The 17,072-nt window shown below is 54.3% G+C and carries 19 protein-coding genes; 9 read left to right on the top strand and 10 right to left on the bottom strand.

The window, feature by feature from the left end:
• The first annotated feature begins 4 nt into the window (after positions 1-4).
• From edd to K355_RS0116040, 3 genes are read left to right on the top strand one after another with little or no spacing between them, the layout of a single operon-like run.
• Entirely contained in the window at positions 5-1,837 is a 1,833-nt protein-coding gene (gene edd, locus K355_RS0116050; protein WP_022733173.1) for a phosphogluconate dehydratase, read from the top strand.
• The gene (gene glk / locus K355_RS0116045; protein WP_022733172.1) at positions 1,837-2,775 is read left to right on the top strand and encodes a glucokinase; all 939 of its coding nucleotides are present in this window, start codon (positions 1,837-1,839) and stop codon (positions 2,773-2,775) included. Before edd ends, glk begins: the two co-directional genes overlap by 1 nt.
• Before the next feature lie 23 nt (positions 2,776-2,798).
• Complete coding sequence (locus K355_RS0116040) at positions 2,799-3,440, top strand: bifunctional 4-hydroxy-2-oxoglutarate aldolase/2-dehydro-3-deoxy-phosphogluconate aldolase (RefSeq protein ID WP_022733171.1); 642 nt, start codon at positions 2,799-2,801, stop codon at positions 3,438-3,440.
• 103 nt (positions 3,441-3,543) lie between these two features.
• On the opposite strand, the gene K355_RS0116035 is transcribed toward K355_RS0116040, so the two are convergent.
• Positions 3,544-3,771, bottom strand: coding sequence for a hypothetical protein (locus K355_RS0116035; RefSeq protein ID WP_022733170.1), 228 nt, complete (start codon positions 3,769-3,771; stop codon positions 3,544-3,546).
• A 148-nt stretch (positions 3,772-3,919) separates the two neighbouring features.
• On the opposite strand from K355_RS0116035, the gene K355_RS0116030 reads away from it, so the two are divergent.
• Positions 3,920-4,789: a LysR family transcriptional regulator gene (locus K355_RS0116030; protein ID WP_022733169.1), complete on the top strand. Its 870-nt coding sequence runs from the start codon at positions 3,920-3,922 to the stop codon at positions 4,787-4,789.
• 185 nt (positions 4,790-4,974) lie between these two features.
• Here K355_RS0116030 and K355_RS0116025 read toward each other — a convergent pair whose 3' ends face one another.
• The gene (locus K355_RS0116025) at positions 4,975-5,265 is read right to left on the bottom strand and encodes a DUF1127 domain-containing protein (RefSeq protein WP_022733168.1); all 291 of its coding nucleotides are present in this window, start codon (positions 5,263-5,265) and stop codon (positions 4,975-4,977) included.
• Positions 5,266-5,391: 126 nt separating this feature from the next.
• Between K355_RS0116025 and K355_RS0116020 the strand changes: the two genes are divergently transcribed.
• The 4 genes from K355_RS0116020 (at position 5,392) to K355_RS0116005 (ending at position 8,283) form a co-directional block, all read left to right on the top strand.
• On the top strand, positions 5,392-6,261 hold the full coding sequence (locus K355_RS0116020) for a LysR family transcriptional regulator (RefSeq protein WP_022733167.1): 870 nt from the start codon (positions 5,392-5,394) through the stop codon (positions 6,259-6,261).
• Positions 6,262-6,439: 178 nt separating this feature from the next.
• Positions 6,440-6,982, top strand: coding sequence for a sigma-70 family RNA polymerase sigma factor (locus tag K355_RS0116015; protein ID WP_022733166.1), 543 nt, complete (start codon positions 6,440-6,442; stop codon positions 6,980-6,982).
• Complete coding sequence (locus K355_RS0116010; RefSeq protein ID WP_022733165.1) at positions 6,979-7,707, top strand: anti-sigma factor; 729 nt, start codon at positions 6,979-6,981, stop codon at positions 7,705-7,707. Before K355_RS0116015 ends, K355_RS0116010 begins: the two co-directional genes overlap by 4 nt.
• Positions 7,708-7,848: 141 nt before the next feature.
• Positions 7,849-8,283: a DUF7282 domain-containing protein gene (locus tag K355_RS0116005; RefSeq protein WP_022733164.1), complete on the top strand. Its 435-nt coding sequence runs from the start codon at positions 7,849-7,851 to the stop codon at positions 8,281-8,283.
• A gap of 80 nt (positions 8,284-8,363) precedes the next feature.
• Here the strand turns inward: K355_RS0116005 and K355_RS0116000 are convergent, their stop codons facing one another.
• The 3 genes from K355_RS0116000 to K355_RS0115990 are packed head-to-tail and all read right to left on the bottom strand — an operon-like array spanning position 8,364 to position 11,140.
• On the bottom strand, positions 8,364-9,440 hold the full coding sequence (locus K355_RS0116000) for a nickel/cobalt transporter (protein ID WP_022733163.1): 1,077 nt from the start codon (positions 9,438-9,440) through the stop codon (positions 8,364-8,366).
• Entirely contained in the window at positions 9,382-10,020 is a 639-nt protein-coding gene (locus tag K355_RS0115995) for a DUF1007 family protein (protein ID WP_022733162.1), read from the bottom strand. Before K355_RS0115995 ends, K355_RS0116000 begins: the two co-directional genes overlap by 59 nt.
• Positions 10,021-10,033: 13 nt before the next feature.
• Entirely contained in the window at positions 10,034-11,140 is a 1,107-nt protein-coding gene (locus tag K355_RS0115990; protein ID WP_022733161.1) for a zinc ABC transporter substrate-binding protein, read from the bottom strand.
• 266 nt (positions 11,141-11,406) lie between these two features.
• Between K355_RS0115990 and K355_RS0115985 the strand changes: the two genes are divergently transcribed.
• Positions 11,407-12,183: a hypothetical protein gene (locus K355_RS0115985; protein ID WP_147250394.1), complete on the top strand. Its 777-nt coding sequence runs from the start codon at positions 11,407-11,409 to the stop codon at positions 12,181-12,183.
• 114 nt (positions 12,184-12,297) lie between these two features.
• Here K355_RS0115985 and K355_RS0115980 read toward each other — a convergent pair whose 3' ends face one another.
• From K355_RS0115980 to K355_RS0115960, 5 genes are all read right to left on the bottom strand, one after another.
• The gene (locus tag K355_RS0115980; RefSeq protein WP_022733159.1) at positions 12,298-12,897 is read right to left on the bottom strand and encodes a hypothetical protein; all 600 of its coding nucleotides are present in this window, start codon (positions 12,895-12,897) and stop codon (positions 12,298-12,300) included.
• Entirely contained in the window at positions 12,897-13,496 is a 600-nt protein-coding gene (locus tag K355_RS0115975) for a hypothetical protein (RefSeq protein ID WP_022733158.1), read from the bottom strand. The genes K355_RS0115980 and K355_RS0115975 overlap by 1 nt, the downstream gene beginning before the upstream one ends.
• Before the next feature lie 74 nt (positions 13,497-13,570).
• The gene (locus K355_RS0115970; protein ID WP_022733157.1) at positions 13,571-15,106 is read right to left on the bottom strand and encodes an ABC transporter substrate-binding protein; all 1,536 of its coding nucleotides are present in this window, start codon (positions 15,104-15,106) and stop codon (positions 13,571-13,573) included.
• 14 nt (positions 15,107-15,120) lie between these two features.
• A complete protein-coding gene (locus tag K355_RS0115965; RefSeq protein ID WP_022733156.1) occupies positions 15,121-15,972 on the bottom strand; it encodes an ABC transporter permease in 852 nt (283 codons plus the stop codon).
• Complete coding sequence (locus K355_RS0115960) at positions 15,972-16,910, bottom strand: ABC transporter permease (RefSeq protein WP_022733155.1); 939 nt, start codon at positions 16,908-16,910, stop codon at positions 15,972-15,974. Before K355_RS0115960 ends, K355_RS0115965 begins: the two co-directional genes overlap by 1 nt.
• Positions 16,911-17,072 lie beyond the last annotated feature (162 nt).

Genomic DNA, 17,072 nt, shown 5'->3' with positions numbered 1-17,072 from the left:
CCCCATGAAACGTGAAATAGATCAGATTACCAAACGCATTATCGAGCGTTCCAAACCAACCCGCGAAGCATATCTTGCCAAGATCGAGGCCGCCGCGTCCGACCGTCCGCATCGCTCAAGCCTGTCATGCGGCAACCTTGCCCATGCGTCGGCGGGCTGTAGTGCGGCTGATAAGGAACGCATCAATGGCGATGAGGGTGCCAATCTTGGCATCGTGACGTCTTACAACGATATGCTGTCGGCCCACCAACCACTGGGCGTTTATCCGGACCGTATCAAAAAGGCCGTGTTTGAAGCTGGTGGAACAGCACAGGTTGCCGGGGGCGTTCCGGCCATGTGTGATGGCGTGACCCAAGGCCGTCCGGGCATGGAACTTTCGCTGTTTTCACGCGATGTGATTGCCATGTCGACGGCTGTGTCACTGTCGCATGACGTGTTCGATTCCGCCCTTTATCTTGGTGTGTGTGACAAAATCGTTCCGGGTCTTGTCATGGGGGCCTTGTCCTATGGCCATATCCCGGCGGTGTTTGTGCCTGCCGGTCCAATGCCATCGGGCCTTCCCAATGATGAAAAGGCCCGCATTCGTCAGCTGTATGCGCAAGGCAAAGTCGGTCGTAAGGAATTGTTGGAGGCCGAAACAGCCTCTTACCACAGCCCGGGCACCTGCACGTTCTATGGCACGGCAAACTCCAACCAGATGCTGATGGAAGTCATGGGCTTGCATCTTCCCGGTGCGGCGTTTGTTAATCCAAACACCGATCTGCGCGATGCGCTGACCGAAGAAGCCGCCCGCCGCGCGCTTGCGATTACCAAACTTGGCAATGATTATCGCCCGGTTGGTAAGGTGCTCGATGAAAAGGCGTTTGTGAACGGGATTGTCGGGTTGCTTGCGACCGGTGGCTCGACCAACCATACGCTGCATTTGCCTGCGATGGCGCGTGCGGCCGGGATTGAGCTGCGCTGGGATGACTTTGATGAATTGTCGCGTCTGGTCCCACTTCTGTGCCGCGTTTATCCGAACGGGCAGGCCGATGTGAACCACTTCCATGCCGCAGGCGGTATGGGCTTTGTCATTTCCGACCTTTTGAAAAACGGTATTCTGCACCCGGATCTTGAAACCATCCATACCGGTGGTATGGCGGCCTATGGGACCGAGCCGTATCTCGATGACGGCAAACTGGCATGGCGTGATGCCCCGGCCGACAGTCAGGACGAAGATATCCTGCGGCCGGCGGAAAAGGCGTTTAGTGCCGATGGTGGCTTGCGGATGTTGTCGGGCAACCTTGGCCGTTGCGTGATCAAGGTGTCTGCTGTGAAGCCGGAAAACCGTGTCATCGAAGCCCCGGCTGCGGTGTTTACGTCACAGGAACAAATGATGGAGGCCTTCAAGGAAGGCAAACTCCATCGTGACGTTATCTGTGTTGTTCGCTTCCAGGGGCCCAAAGCCAACGGCATGCCTGAACTGCACAAACTGACCCCGCCGTTGGGTGTGCTGCAGGATCTGGGGTATAAGGTTGCCCTTGTCACCGATGGCCGTATGTCGGGTGCGTCGGGCAAGGTGCCTGCTGCCATCCACGTCACGCCAGAAGGCATGATGAACGGCCCGATTGCCAAGGTACAGGATGGCGACATCATCCGTCTTGATGCGGAAACCGGCGATCTGATCCTCAATGTGACCGACGCCGAACTGGCCAAGCGTGACTTCGCCACCTTTGACGACAAGGCATCCCATCAGGATGGCTTTGGCCGTGAGTTGTTTGGCGTGTTCCGCGACCATGTTGGACTGGCTGAAATGGGCGCATGTGCTGTCCTCCCGGGGGAGGCTGAAGTCGCGTAATGCAGCTTGTCGGTGATATTGGCGGGACCAATGCCCGCTTTGCCTGGCTTGACGATGCTGGCAATCCCCATACGCCAATGACATTGCCGGTGCGTGAATATGCCACCATCGGCGATGCCATGCGTGATTTCATGGTCAAGACAGACTGTGCGGATTTGCGTGAATTTGCCGTGGCGGTGGCATGCCCTGCAATGGCCGATGAGATTAAATTCACCAACAATCCGTGGGTGTTTTCCAAAGAAGCCCTTAAGGCCGAATTCAATCTGGATCGCCTTGTGGTGGTCAATGATTTTACCGGCTTGGCAATGTCGGTACCCTATCTGGGCGGCGAAGACCTGATTACGCTGTTTGATGGTCCCGGACGTCCGGGCTTGCCCTTGGCGGTGATCGGGGCGGGGACCGGGCTTGGCGTTTCGGGCTTATTGCCCCATGAAGGGCACTGGTTGCCGATCCAGGGCGAAGGCGGGCATGTGTCCTTGCCGGCCGTCGATGAACTTGACTTTGAAATCGTCAAATTCCTGACCCATGAGTTGGGGCGCGTATCGGCGGAACGTATTTTGTCCGGGATGGGGATTGAAAACCTGTACCGCGCACTTGCCGCCATCGATGGTCTTGATGTGGCGCCGAAAAATGCTGCCGAGGTGGTTGACGGTGCCTTGCAACAAAATGACCCGCTGTGTCGTAAGGTGCTGGATCGGTTCTGCCTGTTTATGGGCGGGGTTGCGGGTGACCTTGTGCTGACACTTGGTGCGTTTGACGGTGTGTTTATCGGCGGCGGCATTGGCCCGCGGATTGCCGATTATATGAAACAAAGCGGCCTGAAAGAGCGGATGATCGCCAAGGGCCGTTTCCATGATTTAATGAATGATGTGCCGGTGCGCCTGATGACGGCGAAGTACCCGGCCCTGATCGGTTGTGCCAAGATTTTAACGGCCTGACCGGCAAACAGAAGGAAGATTTTATGAGCCTTTCATCGCGTGAAATTCTGTCCAAAGCCCCGGTGGTACCGGTTCTGGTGATCGAAGATGCTAATGATGCTGTGCCGCTGGCCAAGGCGCTGGTGGCAGGTGGATTGCCGGTGCTGGAAATTACGTTGCGCAGTGCGGCTGCGGAAGAAAGCATCAAACGCATTATTGCTGAAGTTCCCGGTGCGATTACCGGTGCAGGAACGGTGATCAATGCCAAGCAAATGGAACGCATGGCCGAAATCGGCTGTGCCTTTGCCGTTTCGCCGGGCCATACCGACGGTCTTTTAAAGGCTGCCAAGGATACCGGCGTGCCGTTGTTGCCCGGTGCTGGGACGCCGTCGGAAATCATGAACCTGATTGATCATGGCTATGACATTTTGAAATTCTTCCCGGCGGAACAGCAGGGTGGGGTGTCGATGCTCAAGGCCCTTTCGGGGCCATTGCCGCAGGTCAGCTTCTGTCCGACTGGGGGTGTTTCATTGAATAATCTGGCTGATTATTTAAAATTATCGAATATTATCACCGTCGGCGGATCATGGGTTGCACCCAAGGATGCGGTCAAGGCGGGTGATTGGGCAACCATCACCAAGCTGGCACAGGAAGCAACCGACCGGGTTCGTGAGATTCGCAGCTAAGATATTCGCAATTGTATGACAAATAAAAAGGGACCCATTTGGGTCCCTTTTTTAATGCGAGCAGGCAGAAGGCTTGCCGGGCTTTGAGGTCCGGCAGAGTTTCCTACATCCGGTCGAGATACCAGGTCGTGCCGTTAAATTTGCGCTGCAGGCCAAGATCGGCGAGATCTGCATGGCTGAGGTTGCTCATAAGGTCGCTGTGGTTCTTGCGTTTGCGCTTGTTCTCGAAATATTTTTCGATGCGGTTCATGAGCGCGCCAAACGGCATGCGTTTGGTAAAGGGGTCGTTTGCAGTGTCGAAAGGTGCGTTTCCAGAAATCTGATGTGCCATGGTGGCCTCCTGAAGTCTCAGGTTGAATTGATCCGTTGATGGGCGGACAATGTCATATGCAAAATAAAACAGGAATAAGGTTGTTTTGCATATCTGATGTGCAAAAATAATCGGATTAACACGACAAAATACGGATAGAAGTGTCGATATGAACTGGAACGATTTGCGATATTTCCTTGTTTTGGCAAGTGAAGGCAGCCTTTCGGGCGCCGCGCGTCGTCTGCGCAAGGAACACACGACAGTCGCCCGCCGAATCGAGGCGCTTGAAGATGATGTTGGCACCAAGCTGTTTGACCGGTTACCGCGCGGCTGGCAACTGACCACGGCGGGACATAATCTTGTCCCGGTGGCCGAACGGGTTGAGGAAGAAGCCCTTACCTTTGAACGTCAGGCCAAGGGCGATGAAGCCGCCCACGGGGTTGTGCGCATTTCCGTCCCCCCAGTAGCGGGGCGTGTCTTATTTGCGCCGCGTTTGGCTAGGTTGCTTACGGCACACAAGGGGCTTGAGTTTGAAATTATCGGGGCGGCCAATGTGGTCAATCTTGCACGCCGGGAAGCCGATGTTGCCGTGCGCATGATTACCCCGCGTGAACCGGGATTGATTACGCGTAAGCTGGTCGAACTGGGTGTTGGGCTTTATTGCGGGATTGGCTACCGCGACCGGGTGCCGGAAATGGACTGGGAATTTTGCGGTTATGAAGATACCGCTTACGGCGCATCAAAAAAGGAATGGGTGCGCAATGTGCTGGGCCGGGAATTGCCATGCCGTTTTCGTGCCGATGAAACCGAAACCGTGCGCCAGTTCATTGCCGCAGGGCACGGGGTCGGGGTTCTGCCGCGCTATCTCGGGGACAAAGACGACGAACTTGAACTGATCCATGCCGATGTCGAAGGGCAAAGCCGTGAAACCGGCTGGATGGTGGTTCACCCGGATATGCGCCGATCCCCCGGTGTTCGATTGGTGATGGATGCCTTGATCAAGGCTGCCGACAACATTGCCGAAGAATTTCAGGTCTGACGATGGACCGATATTGACTGAAAAAAGGCTCCCTTAAAATTCAAGGGAGCCTTTTTCATGCCTTGAGGGAAAGGCATTCTAGGTCCTGAGCCTAGCCATCCCCGCAATACCCCTATCGCGACGATGGTCGATATCAAAGCGTGTCGATTACCATTGGTTCAGGGCCGCAGGTCGCTTTGATCTGGTTAAAACCGGTTGAGGTACTCGTCGCGCGGCACATAGCTGTTGTTGTGACGTTCCAAACCGATGTCGTAGAGTTGGTCGTCACTTAACCGGCTCAGGGCAATGCGGCTTTGATAGCGTTTGTAGGACCGCAAAACGGCATTGATGATCGCCGGGATGATAGCGCTAACACCCTTGGTGACAGTGGGGGGCGTGGCGCGAGAGGTTGGGCGTTGTGCCATCTTCCCGTGCGATGTTTTTGTCGACACACACCCGACGAGGGTATTGCATTCGATCTGATGTGATATAGCCATTTTAATGCTCCTTGATCGGTGTGGGCCGTTTCGATGACCAAAGATTGGCATGCGCAGAAATACAATGAAATTTAGATAAAATGCGCTATAGTTGTGCAAAATTGCGCAAGTGTAGGACGCACAGATATGAACTGGAATGATCTTAGGTTTTTTGTCGCAGTTGCCGAGGAAGGGACGCTTTCCGGGGCCGCCCGGCGGTTGAGTAAGGATCACACAACCGTTGCGCGGCGTATCGAAGCATTGGAAACCCATCTGGGCGCGCATCTGTTTGACCGCTTGGCAACCGGTTGGAAACTGACTGATGCGGGCGAAAACCTTGTGCCGGTGGCGGGCCGGATCGAAGAAGACGTTTTGGCGTTTGAACGGCAGGCGCGCGGTGATGAAACCGCCCATGGTGTGGTGCGGATTTCCGTGCCCCCCGCCGCCGGGCGATTGCTGTTTGCGCCGCGGTTGGCGGAATTGCTGCGAGACCAAAAGAATCTTGAATATGAAATTCTTGGATCAAGCGTGATTGCCAATCTTGCGCGCCGCGAAGCAGACGTTGCGGTGCGGATGGCAACCCCGGCGCAAAGCGGGCTGATTGCGCGCAAACTGACACATTTGCGCTACGGCGTTTATGCGGCAAAGGGGTATACAGAGCGCGTGCCCGAAGGCGATTGGGAATTCTGTGCCGATGGTGGGTTTTCATTTGGCGACTATCAACAGGCCTGGGTGTGGAAGATGCTAAACCGGCAATTGCCGGTGCGGGTCAGGGCCGATGACAGCCAGACGGTTCGGGCCTTTGTCGCGGCCGGACATGGGCTTGGGCTTTTGCCGCGCTATATGGCCGATGTTGATGACCGGCTTGAAAGGGTGTTTGACGACGCGCCAGGTGAGATCAGTAAGCCGGTCTGGCTTGTGGTTCACCCCGATATGCGCCGGTCCCCCGGCGTGCGAATGGTGATGGATGCGCTGATCAAAACAACCGAAAGTATTCCGGCGGAATTTAAATCCTGATTGTGTTTTTTGTTCAGATACTTAGGCTCAGAACGCATTCTTCATATGACTTGGGGCTGGAACTGATCAACTATGGTGTTTGTAACGTAGGAAGAAGGTCGCTCGGGTTTGCAATCCGGTATGTGTTCTTCTACGGCGCAGGGAATTCGGTCTTTTCTGCACGAAGCTGGCGGTGAAAATGACAACGACCCGGGATTTGGAAAAGCTGCTTGGTCAGTCGATCAATGGTGATATGGACGCCTTTGAGCGGCTGTATCATGCAACATCGGCGAAACTTTTTGGCGTTGTGCTGCGTATCTTGAAAAACCGTGCTCAAAGTGAGGATGCGTTACAGGATATTTATGTGCGCATCTGGCAGAAAGCCGGTGATTTCGAACCGGGACGGGCATCAATTATTACCTGGATGGCAACGATTGCACGTAACCGGGCAATTGATATCGTGCGCCGCCAACGGCCCGAATCCGACATTGAAGACGCCGAGATTGAAATTCTGGTGTCACATGACACGGTTTTCGAAGAGGTCGTGCTTGCCGACGAGGTGCGCCAACTGGAATACTGTCTGGACGGTTTGGAAGACGACCGCCAACAGATTGTCCGACTGGCATATCTTGAAGGCTGGTCTCGGGCCGAGTTGGCAGAGCGGTTTGCCCAGCCGGTTGGAACGATCAAGACGTGGCTGCATCGCAGCTTAAGACAGTTAAAGGAATGCCTGGGATCATGACCGACCGGGAAGACATTGATATGCTGGCCGCTGAATATGTGTTGGGCACGCTTGAGCCCGCACAGCGTCAGTCTGTGGTTGCCCGCCGGGAACGGGAACCAGAAATTGATAAGGCGATCACCGATTGGGAAATGCGGCTGTCACCGCTTAATACACATTATGATGCGGTTGCCCCGTCACGTGATCTGTTTGCCAGCATCAGAAGCCGGATCGAAACTGCCGGCCAAAATGTTAGCGCTAACATCGCCAGCCTGTCGGAGGTCGCCAGCCTGAAACGCAAGGTCAAGATGTGGCGTTCCGGGGCACTTGGGGCCGGGGCGATTGCCGCAAGCCTGATCATTGCGGTTCTGGCGACCGATATTGCAGCACCGGTCCAAGATGGCCCGTTTGTGGCAGTCTTTCACCGCGACGATACCCAGCCTGCATTTGTGATGACGATTGATCTTGATACCCGGGTTGTGACCATTCGCCCGGTTGAGGCATCGTTGCCCGAAGGCAAAACCTATCAACTTTGGATCAAGTCGGATCAGAGCGGTTCTGTGCCACAGTCCTTGGGGCTTTTGCAGAATGCGTCTGTCGCGACGACCAAGAACCTTGGCCAGTTTGATCCGGCGATGTTGCGTACCGCAACCTTTGGCATCAGCCTTGAACCAGAAGGTGGCTCACCAACCGGGCAGCCGACCGGTCCGGCGATCCATGGTCGGTTGATTTCGGTAGAACATTAGGTCCTGAGCCTAATGCAGAAAATTTCTTCTTTGCTGAAACCCGTTTGAATTCTCTGCGTAGCTTCTGTGTGTGCGATGAAACGCGCGACATGAGCGAACCGCGAAAAGCGTGTTCCAGATCAAAAGCAAAGGAGACTTCACATGACGTTGAAACATAAAACTTCGGGCTTTCTTGGTGCCATGATGCTGAGTGCCGGTTTCGTTCTGGCCAGCAGCACAGGCGCGTTGGCAATGGGCCCGATGGTCGATGCCATGGATCAGGATGTATCGGGTGGGACCGTGACGGCGGAAAAAATCATGGCCGGTGAAAACGGCTGGCTGGTTGTCCATCGTACCGACAAAGACATGAAACCGGGCCCGGTGGTTGGCTATGCGCCGATCAAAAAGGGTGAAAACATGGATGTTGCCGCCATCCTTCAGGAACCGGTCAAATCGGGCGAGATGCTGATGTTGATGGTTCATTCCGAAGCAGGCGGCATGAAAACCGGTGTGTATGAATACACCCTTGGCGCCAAAGAAGACGGCCCGATCAAGCCGGATGGCAAACTTGTCATGAAAGTCATTCACGCCGAGTAAGGCAAAACAGCCTTTCGATGCCAGATTTCAACAGCCCGCAAGGTCATTGGCTTTGCGGGCTGTTCTATTTGTGGGGGGTGTTAAAGCCAACCCAATTGGCGGGCTGATGCCAGTAACAACATTGCGCCAAACAGGGTAATCAACCCCGCCCCGGTCAAGCCAATCGTGCGGCGCAGAATGCCCGATGTGGTTTCGGAGACATTAAACAGATGCCGCGTTCCGGTACGAATGCCGATGGCGGCCAGCCCGATCAGGCTGACGGTCAGGGCAACCCCGATTGCCATGGCAAAGGCGGCAGCAACCCCGATCAGAAACAGCCCGTTGGCCAGCGTAAACAGCAGCACCAGAATGGACCCGGTGCAGGGGCGCAGCCCAACCACAATGCCACTGGCAATCATTTGCCAGCGATTGCGCGCCGTCGATGGTGTGGAATGTGCGGTGGAGCTGGCATCATGGTGATGCGCATCGGTATGATCATGTGCGTGGCTGTGGTGGTGGTTATGACCATCATCGTGATGATGTGTGTGGTCATGGGAATGATGATCATGATGGGCGTGATCACAGCAATCATCGCGGCCCTGTATGATCCGCAGACACATCACCAGACCAAGACCAACGATCAAGGCATATGAAACCGCCTCCAGCACCAGACCGTTTTGGGTGATTGCCGCCGGACCAAGATTTAGAAACAGGGTTAATGACCCAACAAGAACGATGGCGGTGATGGCCTGCACCCCGGCAATCAGGCTGCCCATGGCAACCCCCTGTTTCCATCCGGCGTCGCGCGACAGGAAATAGGTGGTTGTGACCATTTTGCCGTGACCAGGGCCTGCGGCATGAAAAACGCCATAGAGAAATGACAGGCCAATGATCATCAGGCCGGGCCATAAGTTATCGCCGTTTTTGGCGTCGCGAAGCGTTGCGGTGATTTCGCGGTTCAGTTTTGTCTGAATGATGATGACCTGACCGACGACATCGGATAACCAGACGGGCAGGGTGATGAAGCTGTCCCCATCTTGCGGGGCTGAGGCGGTATCGGTGGTTGCCGCATCGCTTTTACCACGTCCCAGAAGATTGGCCGACTGGGCCGCAGCCGGATTACTCGACCCGGACCATATCGCCAGGAGCAAGACCGCCAGAAGACCCGCTATCGCCATGTTGCGCTGCGCAGACAAGGTCGGCACGTATTGGCGCCACCAGATCAAAATAGATGCGGTTTTTTTCATCTTCGCTCATTTCAAAGTGACAGCTGGTTGCGGTGTTGCCGGTAAATACGATCGGATCGACCTGTGTGAAGGCGATGTCGATATAATACTCGGCGTCATAGACGGAAAGGCTGATGGTATCTTTTACCGGATCAAGCGGTTCGTCTAAAACGAGGGTGAAATCATAGGTCACTCGCCTGTCATCGGTGATGTCGGCGGTAAAATCGCGGGTTTGGGTAAAGGGCAGAAGAACTTCGTTTTTACGTAAATGTGCCAGCCATGAAACTTCGCCAAGCGCGACAAAGGCATTGTCGCGCAATGTGGTGTTTTCATCGCCAAAGAACCGGGTGTCGAAATTTTTATCGAACTCGTCAATCAGCGTCATGCTGAACAGGTCATCAAACACCCAGTGCATTTTGATGGCGGTCAGCTTGCCGTTTTCAAACACCATCTCGGCGTTGGCATCAATCCAGATATGAGGATGGGCTGAGGCGGGCGTGCTGGTCGCAAGCACAAAGCCCGCGACCAGCATTGCAAAACCCGTATTACGAACCGTTGCCAAGGCAGTCGACCAGGGCGTCGACATTTTGCGCAAGGATGGCCTGATAGGCGTCCGGGCCTTTGGGGATGTTTGCGCCCAGCGGATCAAGGGTGCCAATGCGTGCGCCGGTATCGGCAACAATCGCTTTAACAATCGCGGGGCGGAATTGCGGCTCGGCAAAGACACAGACGGCACCGGTGTCGCGGATTTTTTCTTCGATTTCATGGAGGCGTTTGGCTCCGGGCTTCTGTTCGGGCGACACGGTCACGGAGCCGACCCCGTTCAGGCCAAAGCCAGCTTCCAGATACTGATAGGCATCATGGAAAACCACATAAGGCGTGCTGCGGACCGGCGCAAGCTTATCGCCCAGATCATTGCCAAGCACGGTGAGACTGGCAAGCAGCTTTTTGAGGTTTTCGCGATAATTTTCTGCGTGAGCCGCATCAATTTCGATCAGTTCATCGGCGATGGCCGTGGCGATGGCCGCACCATTGGCCGGGTCAAGCCAGATGTGCGGGTTGATTCCGCCGTGCTCGTGCTCGTGTTCATCGTGATGATGTTCATCGGCGTCATGATCGTGGTCGTGGGCGTCGGCATGTTCGTGCCCGTGATCGGCTTCATGGTCGTGCGCGTCGTGATCATGCTCGTGATAGACTTCATGATCATGGTCATGATCACTTTCACTATGCTCCTCATGCTCCTCATGTGCGCCGTGGTCGTGGCTATGGGCTTCCCAGCTGCCGCCTTCGCGCACCTCGAGCAGGGTCAGGCCGGGGGCATCAATCAGTTCAAGCTGATGACTGTTAACCGACAAGGTTGCCAAAGGTTTTTCCAGAAAACTTTCGAGGCTGTGCGACACATAAATCACCAGATCGGCATTTTGCAAAGCACGTGCTTCGCTGGGGCGCAGCGAATAGGCATGCGGGGAGGCTGCCCCATCGATCAGCAAAGTGGGTTCCCCAACGCCGTCCATCAAAGCACTTGTGATGCCGTGGATCGGTTTGAGGGTGGCAACAACTGATGGTGCATCGGCAGCCTGAGCCGCGAAGGGTGCCACAAGCAGGGGAGAGGCGAGAAGGAGACGGCGAAGAGTGGAAGGAAAGTTTTGCATTGATCCGGTCCGGTTATGGGGGAGCATATAAGGTTGGTTATCTGTTATGTTATATCATAACAAACCGTCAAGTAAAAAAATGAGCCTTGCCGTTCTGGGGGCCTTATCTTTTGCCAACGCCGCACAACCTATTGCGTAGGATTGTTTGGCTGTATTGGTGTTTGAAAAATATGCGAAAAGGTTTCGACCGCCTCATTGGCGGCGTTGTTATATTGGTTCTTTTTGCCTTTGCGATGGTGTCCACAGTATCTGCGGAAACGTTTCGCATGGCTGTGCCAAAAGGTTCAGAGGATAACTTTGCCTTTCAAATCGGTGCCATCCGGCTGGCCATCGCAAATGCCCCCGGTGATCATCAGTTAGAAGTTCTATCGGTTGAGCGTTTAACCCAAACGCGCGGCCTGACGATGCTGCGCAGCGGCGAGATCAATGTCATCTTTGCCGGGTATAACCCTGATTTCAGCGAGGAGTTCCTTCAGGTCGACTTTCCGATTACCCGTGGCTTGCAGGGGTATCGCCTGTTTGTCATCCGGGCGGACACACAGGCACCCCTGATGAGGGTTAAATCGCTTGAGGATCTTAAGGGTTTTTGTATCGGTTCGGGGCAGGGCTGGCTTGATACGGCAATTTTGAAAGACGCAGGACTGTGTGTGACAGAGGCACCGCAAAACAACCTGGTTTCAATGCTGGAAAACGACCGGTTTGACATGATGCATTTGGCTGTGCATGAGGCGCTTAAAAGAGACAGGATCCAGCAACTCAAACGTGCCGGGTTGCGTGTCGAGAAAACACTGTTGTTGAGATATCAGTATGATTTTTTCACCTATGTCGGCAAGAATGATAAAATCCGACATTCCTTGCTGGAACAGGGTTTTCAGAATGCGTTTTTCAGCGGGGCGTTTAACGAATACTTCCGTTCTGATCCTTCTATCGCGGCAGCAATGGATTACATTCGCCAGTCTGATCGGCGTGTGATTGATCTTGATAACCCGGGTATTGGTCCGAAAAACGATCAAACGGCAGAGCAATATTGGCTTACTGAGTAATCTTAATAAGGTTTATTGTTTGACCGTAATATGCATGTTCCATCTGCGAAACGAAAAATCCGCACCCGTAGTTACTAAGTGCGGATTGTAGGTTTTTCAGTGCTTTCGGAACTGTTACTGGCTTTTAAGCCATGGCAGGAACCCGTCAAGAAAGCGGCTGGTTGCGGGCATGAAATGGTTGCCGTGGTGATACATCGGATCAAGGGTGGTGACGATTTTCCGCCCCGGCGAAGTCACCCGGTCATCATAGAAAATCGATCCGGCCTTGTTGGCATTGATCAGGGATGTGGCTCCTGCGGGTGGGGTCAGTAATCCGTGGTGATGCCAGGTTGCATCGGCAAGTTTGACATAGTCAAACAGGCTATGCTCCGGTTCGGCGATCTCAAGGTTCAGGGACCCGCCTTCTTTCCACCACCAGAAATTGGTCGGCGTGAAACGCCAACTGATATCATCAAGCCATTTGTCTGGTCCTGTCGATCCCATCGCGACAACGGTTTTGCCGTCATTTAGGAAATCGGCAAACAGTTTACGATGGGCGACCAAATGGGCCGGGTCGGTCCGGCATGGCACAATCAGGGTGGTGATGTCGGATAAATCCGTCTTACACAGATCACGGATATAGATCGCTTGATCAAAAAAATGACCAAAGCGGTCTTCGTGGATAACCCGGTGATGGTAATAGGTCCCGGTATCAATGATTGCCAGTTTGCCCATCATTCCCCTCCTGCCCAAGCGCAGAGTTGCGGTACGACGCGCGAGGTGCTGTTTTGCGAACCGATATACATCCAAAGATCATTGCCCGAATGCATCAATATCCGCCCGCCCTTGGGGCGTTCATATAGCCAATCACACACCAGTTGTTCTTTGCCCAGAACATGAAGAGGGATGGCGTCAACAGGGGGGGGATTGCTGCCACGGGCATAAAATCCGGCGACACCGCGTTTGAAGGTCAGGTCATTGCAATCAACGCCGTCAAATACCGGATGGTGATTGACGCGATAGATCATCAGATTTTCAAGCGACTGACGTTCAAGGGGGACGAACGGTTTTAGTTCTGGCAGCATCGGCCAGGCAACATGTCCGTTAAAAACAAGCGTTCCGCCCTGGTCGAGAAATGTTGTAATCTGATCGGATCGGGTGCCCAAAAAGCGTTGATCTATATGCGCAGGCAAGATTAGGGCCGCGAATTGCGATAAATCGGTCTTGTCCAGATCATATTGATCGACAAAGGCGGTGTTTGGGGCATGCGATCCGATATCGGGCAAATCGTCACCCGCCCCCTTGATCGGATTGATAAAAAGGCAAATTCCCATCGGTTGGCTCATTGCGATGTTGCGGGAAAGACGAAAACCACCCCCGGCGGTTGCCGGAGGTGGAACAGTGCAGATTACTTCGAAACGTTTTTGAAATCGAAGAAGAAGCCGGACGGATGAATGCGATAGCCCTTAACATCCTTGGTCGAGGCCACGACAAACACCTTGTGCACCAGCGGAATAATTGGGGCATCATCATGCAGGATGTTCATCGCCTTTTTATAGGTCGCATCCTTCTCTGCGCCTGCGTCAAGGGTGCGGCCCATATCAACAGCGGCGTCAAATTCGGTGTTTTCCCAGAATTGATAATTCAAGCCTGCTTTGGAATGGAATTGTGATTTCAGGTGCAGGTCCGGGTGACCGGTCATTTCCGGGGTCCAGAACACGACGGAAATGTCATATTCACCGCGTTTGACCAGATCAAGCATCCCGCCCCACGTATACATCTGAACATCGGTGGCAATGCCTTGCTGGTTCAAAAGGGCAGCCATTGCTTCGGTGATCATTGGCATTTCGGTGCGCGAGGTATAGCTGAGGATTCGCAGGGTCAGCTGTTCGCCATCCTTGGTCCATTTGCCATCGGTTTTTTCATATCCGGCATCGGTTAAAAGCGAGGCGGCCCGTTCCGGGTTGAGGCTGTATTTGCTGTCGGCCTGCGGGGCCCAGTCAAATTCGGGTGCAAAGAATTCCCATGCCGGTTCGCCGATGCCATCAAGGGCACCTTCGACAATCAGGTTACGGTCCACCAGCGCGTTGACCGCACGGCGGATGCGCACATCGGAAAGCGGGCTTTTGTCACCGGCATTGAATGCGCCGTAATACAGGCCGGATGTTGGTTGTTCGTAAACCTTGAAATCCGCGTCCTTGGACAGACGTTTGACATCGGATGGCAGCATGTTGGTGACGAAATCAATTTCGCCTGCTTCAAGCGCCAATGTTCGTGAATTGTGATCGGGGATATAACGATAGACGATCTTCTCAAGGGCCGGTTTTTCACCCCAATAGCCGTCAAAGCGCGTGACAATCGTTCTGTCCTGTTTGCGGTATTCTTCGAATTTCCACGGGCCGGTGCCGACTGGTTTGACGAATTCACCGGCCTCATCAAACGACGATTTGGCGTAAACTACGGTGATCGCATCGGTCAGCTGGTTGGGCAGGGCGGCATAGGGTTCGGTGTTTTCAATTTCCAGAACCAGCGGCGATACGGCGGTCATGGACTTGATGTTCAAAAGATCGGCCGCATAGGGCAGCAATGCGACCACCCGTTCGAGCGAGAATTTGACCGCCTCGGCATCAAGTTTGGTGCCGTCATGGAAAACAACATTTTCGCGCAGGTTAAAGCGCCAGACTGTCGGTGAAACCCGTTCCCACGACGTTGCCAGCCCCGGGATTGGTTTCAGGTCGTAATCAAGCTTTACCAGCGTATCGAGGATTTCGCTTTCATTGAAAAACCTTGAGCGGCGCGGCTTCATCGCCAGAGGTTGTGATTCCCACATGGTGCCAATGATAAGGGTTTTGTCGTCTGATGCCTTGGCATCTTGCGATGTGGTGCCAAAAGTGCCCAGTGCAAGTGCTGCAATGGCAACCCCAAGAAGTGTTCTTTTGATCATCTTACTGTCTCTATTTAATGAAGGTAGTTGATCTGACGCACCCGGAAACGGTCTCCCAACATGTCTCCGAGCAGATTGACCGCCACGACGAAGGCCGCGATGGTCAGGCCCGGTGCAAGCACCAGACGCGGATAGTCACGCAAGTAATTGCGAGATTCGGCAATCATCAAACCCCATTCCGGTGTGCCCGGCTCAACCCCGAGCCCAAGGAAGCTCAGCCCGGCGAACGCCAGAATGGCCCATGACATGGAATAGGCGCTTAAGGTCAAAAGCGGCCCGATGATGTTTGGAAGAATATGGCGGACGGCGATGCGGTGGCGACGAGCGCCAAGAGCAACGGCAGCCATGACATAGGGTTTGGATCGTTCGACGATCACCGCATTGCGCACAACACGTGCGTAATCGGTCCAATGCACACACATCAGGGCGATGATGACCGCCTTGAGCCCCAATCCGAGCGTCCCGGCAATAATCATACAAACGGCAAGAGCCGGGAAAACCGACATGCCTTCGCAAAACCGCATCATCGCGCGATCCAGAACGCCGCCAACCATACCGGCAATCGCACCGATCAGGCTGCCGATCAGGGATGCACAGACAACCACGGCCATCGCCGATGCGGTGGTCAGGCGCGCGCCATAAAGCAAGCGTGACAAAACACAGCGACCCATGGCGTCGGTACCAAGCGGATAGTCAAAACTGGGCGGCTTTAACCGATACAGGAATTGCACCGTGTGGGGATCATGCGGGGCAAAAAATGGCAGGATCAGAACCGCAAGGATGACCGCGATCATGAAGGTGGCATAGCCCCGCCAATGATGGGAGGTGCCCAACAGCTTGCCACGGGTAAAGGACATTTTTTGCATTACACGATTTCCCGGGTGCGCGGATCGTACAGGGCAATGGCAATATCAACTGCCAGATTGACCAGAATGTAGGACGCGGCGACAAGCAGGAAGCAGGCCTGAATGGCGGGGTAGTCGCGGTTCAAAAGCGATTCCACCAAAAATCGCCCGATGCCCGGCCAGGCAAACAGGGTTTCGACAATGATCATGCCATCAAAAATCCGCGCGAACTGCATGCCCGAAAACGTCAGAAGACCGGGCGCAATGTTCGGGATCGCGTGGCGCAAAACAGTACGTAACCGGCTGGCACCTTTGGCCTTGGCGGTGCGAATATAGGGTTTTGACAGTTCTTCAAGCAGACTTCCCCGCACATAACGCGACAAAACACCGGCAACCGAGGTCGCAATCACAAGGGTTGGTAAAACCGCATGCGCCCACGTGCCATGCCCGCCGGTTGGCAACCAGCCAAGGACAAGCGAAAACAGCAATGCGAGTAACAGCGCGTACCAGAAATTGGGGATCGACATGCCAATGACGCTGATCATGCCGGCGATGCGGTCGATCTTGCTTCCGGGGTAGCGCGCACAGAGCACACCCAGCGGAACCGCAATCGCAAGGGCGGTGGCGAGTGATAGGACCGCGAGTATCAATGACTGACCCAGACGCAGGGCGATATCATTTATGATCGGTTCATCGGTGATGAAGGATTTGCCAAGATCGCCCTGCAGTAACGCAAAAAGCCATCGGGCATATTGCTGGAGCAGGGGATCATCAAGGCCGTTGCTTGCGGCGAACTGCTGGACTTGCGATGCGTCGGGCAGGGTGCCATCCATCTGCGCCATCAGCAAGATTTCGGCAAAATCGCCGGGCATTAAACGCAGCAAGGCAAAGCCGACGACAGAAACGACGAACAGCAGTATCAAGGCATGCGTCATGCGGGCGATCAGGCGAGATGCCATCAAACGACCTTTCAAGCCGGTACGCGGGTTCAAAATTTTGGGGGCGATTACTGTTCGAAATTAATAAGCATTCTCAAAGACATGATGCAACTGATTTTAATTCTTAATGTCGTTAAAATGGTTTATCTGGATTGAAATGGGCAACTCACTGCTAACTAAGCG

Origin of the sequence: Thalassospira lucentensis MCCC 1A00383 = DSM 14000 (assembly GCF_000421265.1) — a bacterium.
GTDB lineage: Bacteria > Pseudomonadota > Alphaproteobacteria > Rhodospirillales > Thalassospiraceae > Thalassospira > Thalassospira lucentensis.
This window is presented reverse-complemented; position numbering and strand designations above follow the sequence as displayed.

Excerpts from the sequence above, each read along its gene's own strand:
- K355_RS0116000 (WP_022733163.1), bottom strand. The coding sequence starts at position 9,440 with ATGGCGATAGCGGGTCTTCTGGCGGTCTTGCTCCTGGCGATATGGTCC.
- K355_RS0115975 (WP_022733158.1), bottom strand. The coding sequence starts at position 13,496 with ATGGGAATTTGCCTTTTTATCAATCCGATCAAGGGGGCGGGTGACGAT.
- K355_RS0115960 (WP_022733155.1), bottom strand. The coding sequence starts at position 16,910 with ATGGCATCTCGCCTGATCGCCCGCATGACGCATGCCTTGATACTGCTG.
- K355_RS0116005 (WP_022733164.1), top strand. The coding sequence starts at position 7,849 with ATGACGTTGAAACATAAAACTTCGGGCTTTCTTGGTGCCATGATGCTG.
- K355_RS0116020 (WP_022733167.1), top strand. The coding sequence starts at position 5,392 with ATGAACTGGAATGATCTTAGGTTTTTTGTCGCAGTTGCCGAGGAAGGG.
- K355_RS0116010 (WP_022733165.1), top strand. The coding sequence starts at position 6,979 with ATGACCGACCGGGAAGACATTGATATGCTGGCCGCTGAATATGTGTTG.
- K355_RS0116025 (WP_022733168.1), bottom strand. The coding sequence starts at position 5,265 with ATGGCTATATCACATCAGATCGAATGCAATACCCTCGTCGGGTGTGTG.
- glk (WP_022733172.1), top strand. The coding sequence starts at position 1,837 with ATGCAGCTTGTCGGTGATATTGGCGGGACCAATGCCCGCTTTGCCTGG.
- K355_RS0115970 (WP_022733157.1), bottom strand. The coding sequence starts at position 15,106 with ATGATCAAAAGAACACTTCTTGGGGTTGCCATTGCAGCACTTGCACTG.
- K355_RS0116030 (WP_022733169.1), top strand. The coding sequence starts at position 3,920 with ATGAACTGGAACGATTTGCGATATTTCCTTGTTTTGGCAAGTGAAGGC.
- K355_RS0116040 (WP_022733171.1), top strand. The coding sequence starts at position 2,799 with ATGAGCCTTTCATCGCGTGAAATTCTGTCCAAAGCCCCGGTGGTACCG.
- K355_RS0115995 (WP_022733162.1), bottom strand. The coding sequence starts at position 10,020 with ATGCTGGTCGCGGGCTTTGTGCTTGCGACCAGCACGCCCGCCTCAGCC.
- K355_RS0115985 (WP_147250394.1), top strand. The coding sequence starts at position 11,407 with ATGGCTGTGCCAAAAGGTTCAGAGGATAACTTTGCCTTTCAAATCGGT.
- edd (WP_022733173.1), top strand. The coding sequence starts at position 5 with ATGAAACGTGAAATAGATCAGATTACCAAACGCATTATCGAGCGTTCC.
- K355_RS0115990 (WP_022733161.1), bottom strand. The coding sequence starts at position 11,140 with ATGCAAAACTTTCCTTCCACTCTTCGCCGTCTCCTTCTCGCCTCTCCC.
- K355_RS0116015 (WP_022733166.1), top strand. The coding sequence starts at position 6,440 with ATGACAACGACCCGGGATTTGGAAAAGCTGCTTGGTCAGTCGATCAAT.
- K355_RS0116035 (WP_022733170.1), bottom strand. The coding sequence starts at position 3,771 with ATGGCACATCAGATTTCTGGAAACGCACCTTTCGACACTGCAAACGAC.
- K355_RS0115980 (WP_022733159.1), bottom strand. The coding sequence starts at position 12,897 with ATGGGCAAACTGGCAATCATTGATACCGGGACCTATTACCATCACCGG.
- K355_RS0115965 (WP_022733156.1), bottom strand. The coding sequence starts at position 15,972 with ATGCAAAAAATGTCCTTTACCCGTGGCAAGCTGTTGGGCACCTCCCAT.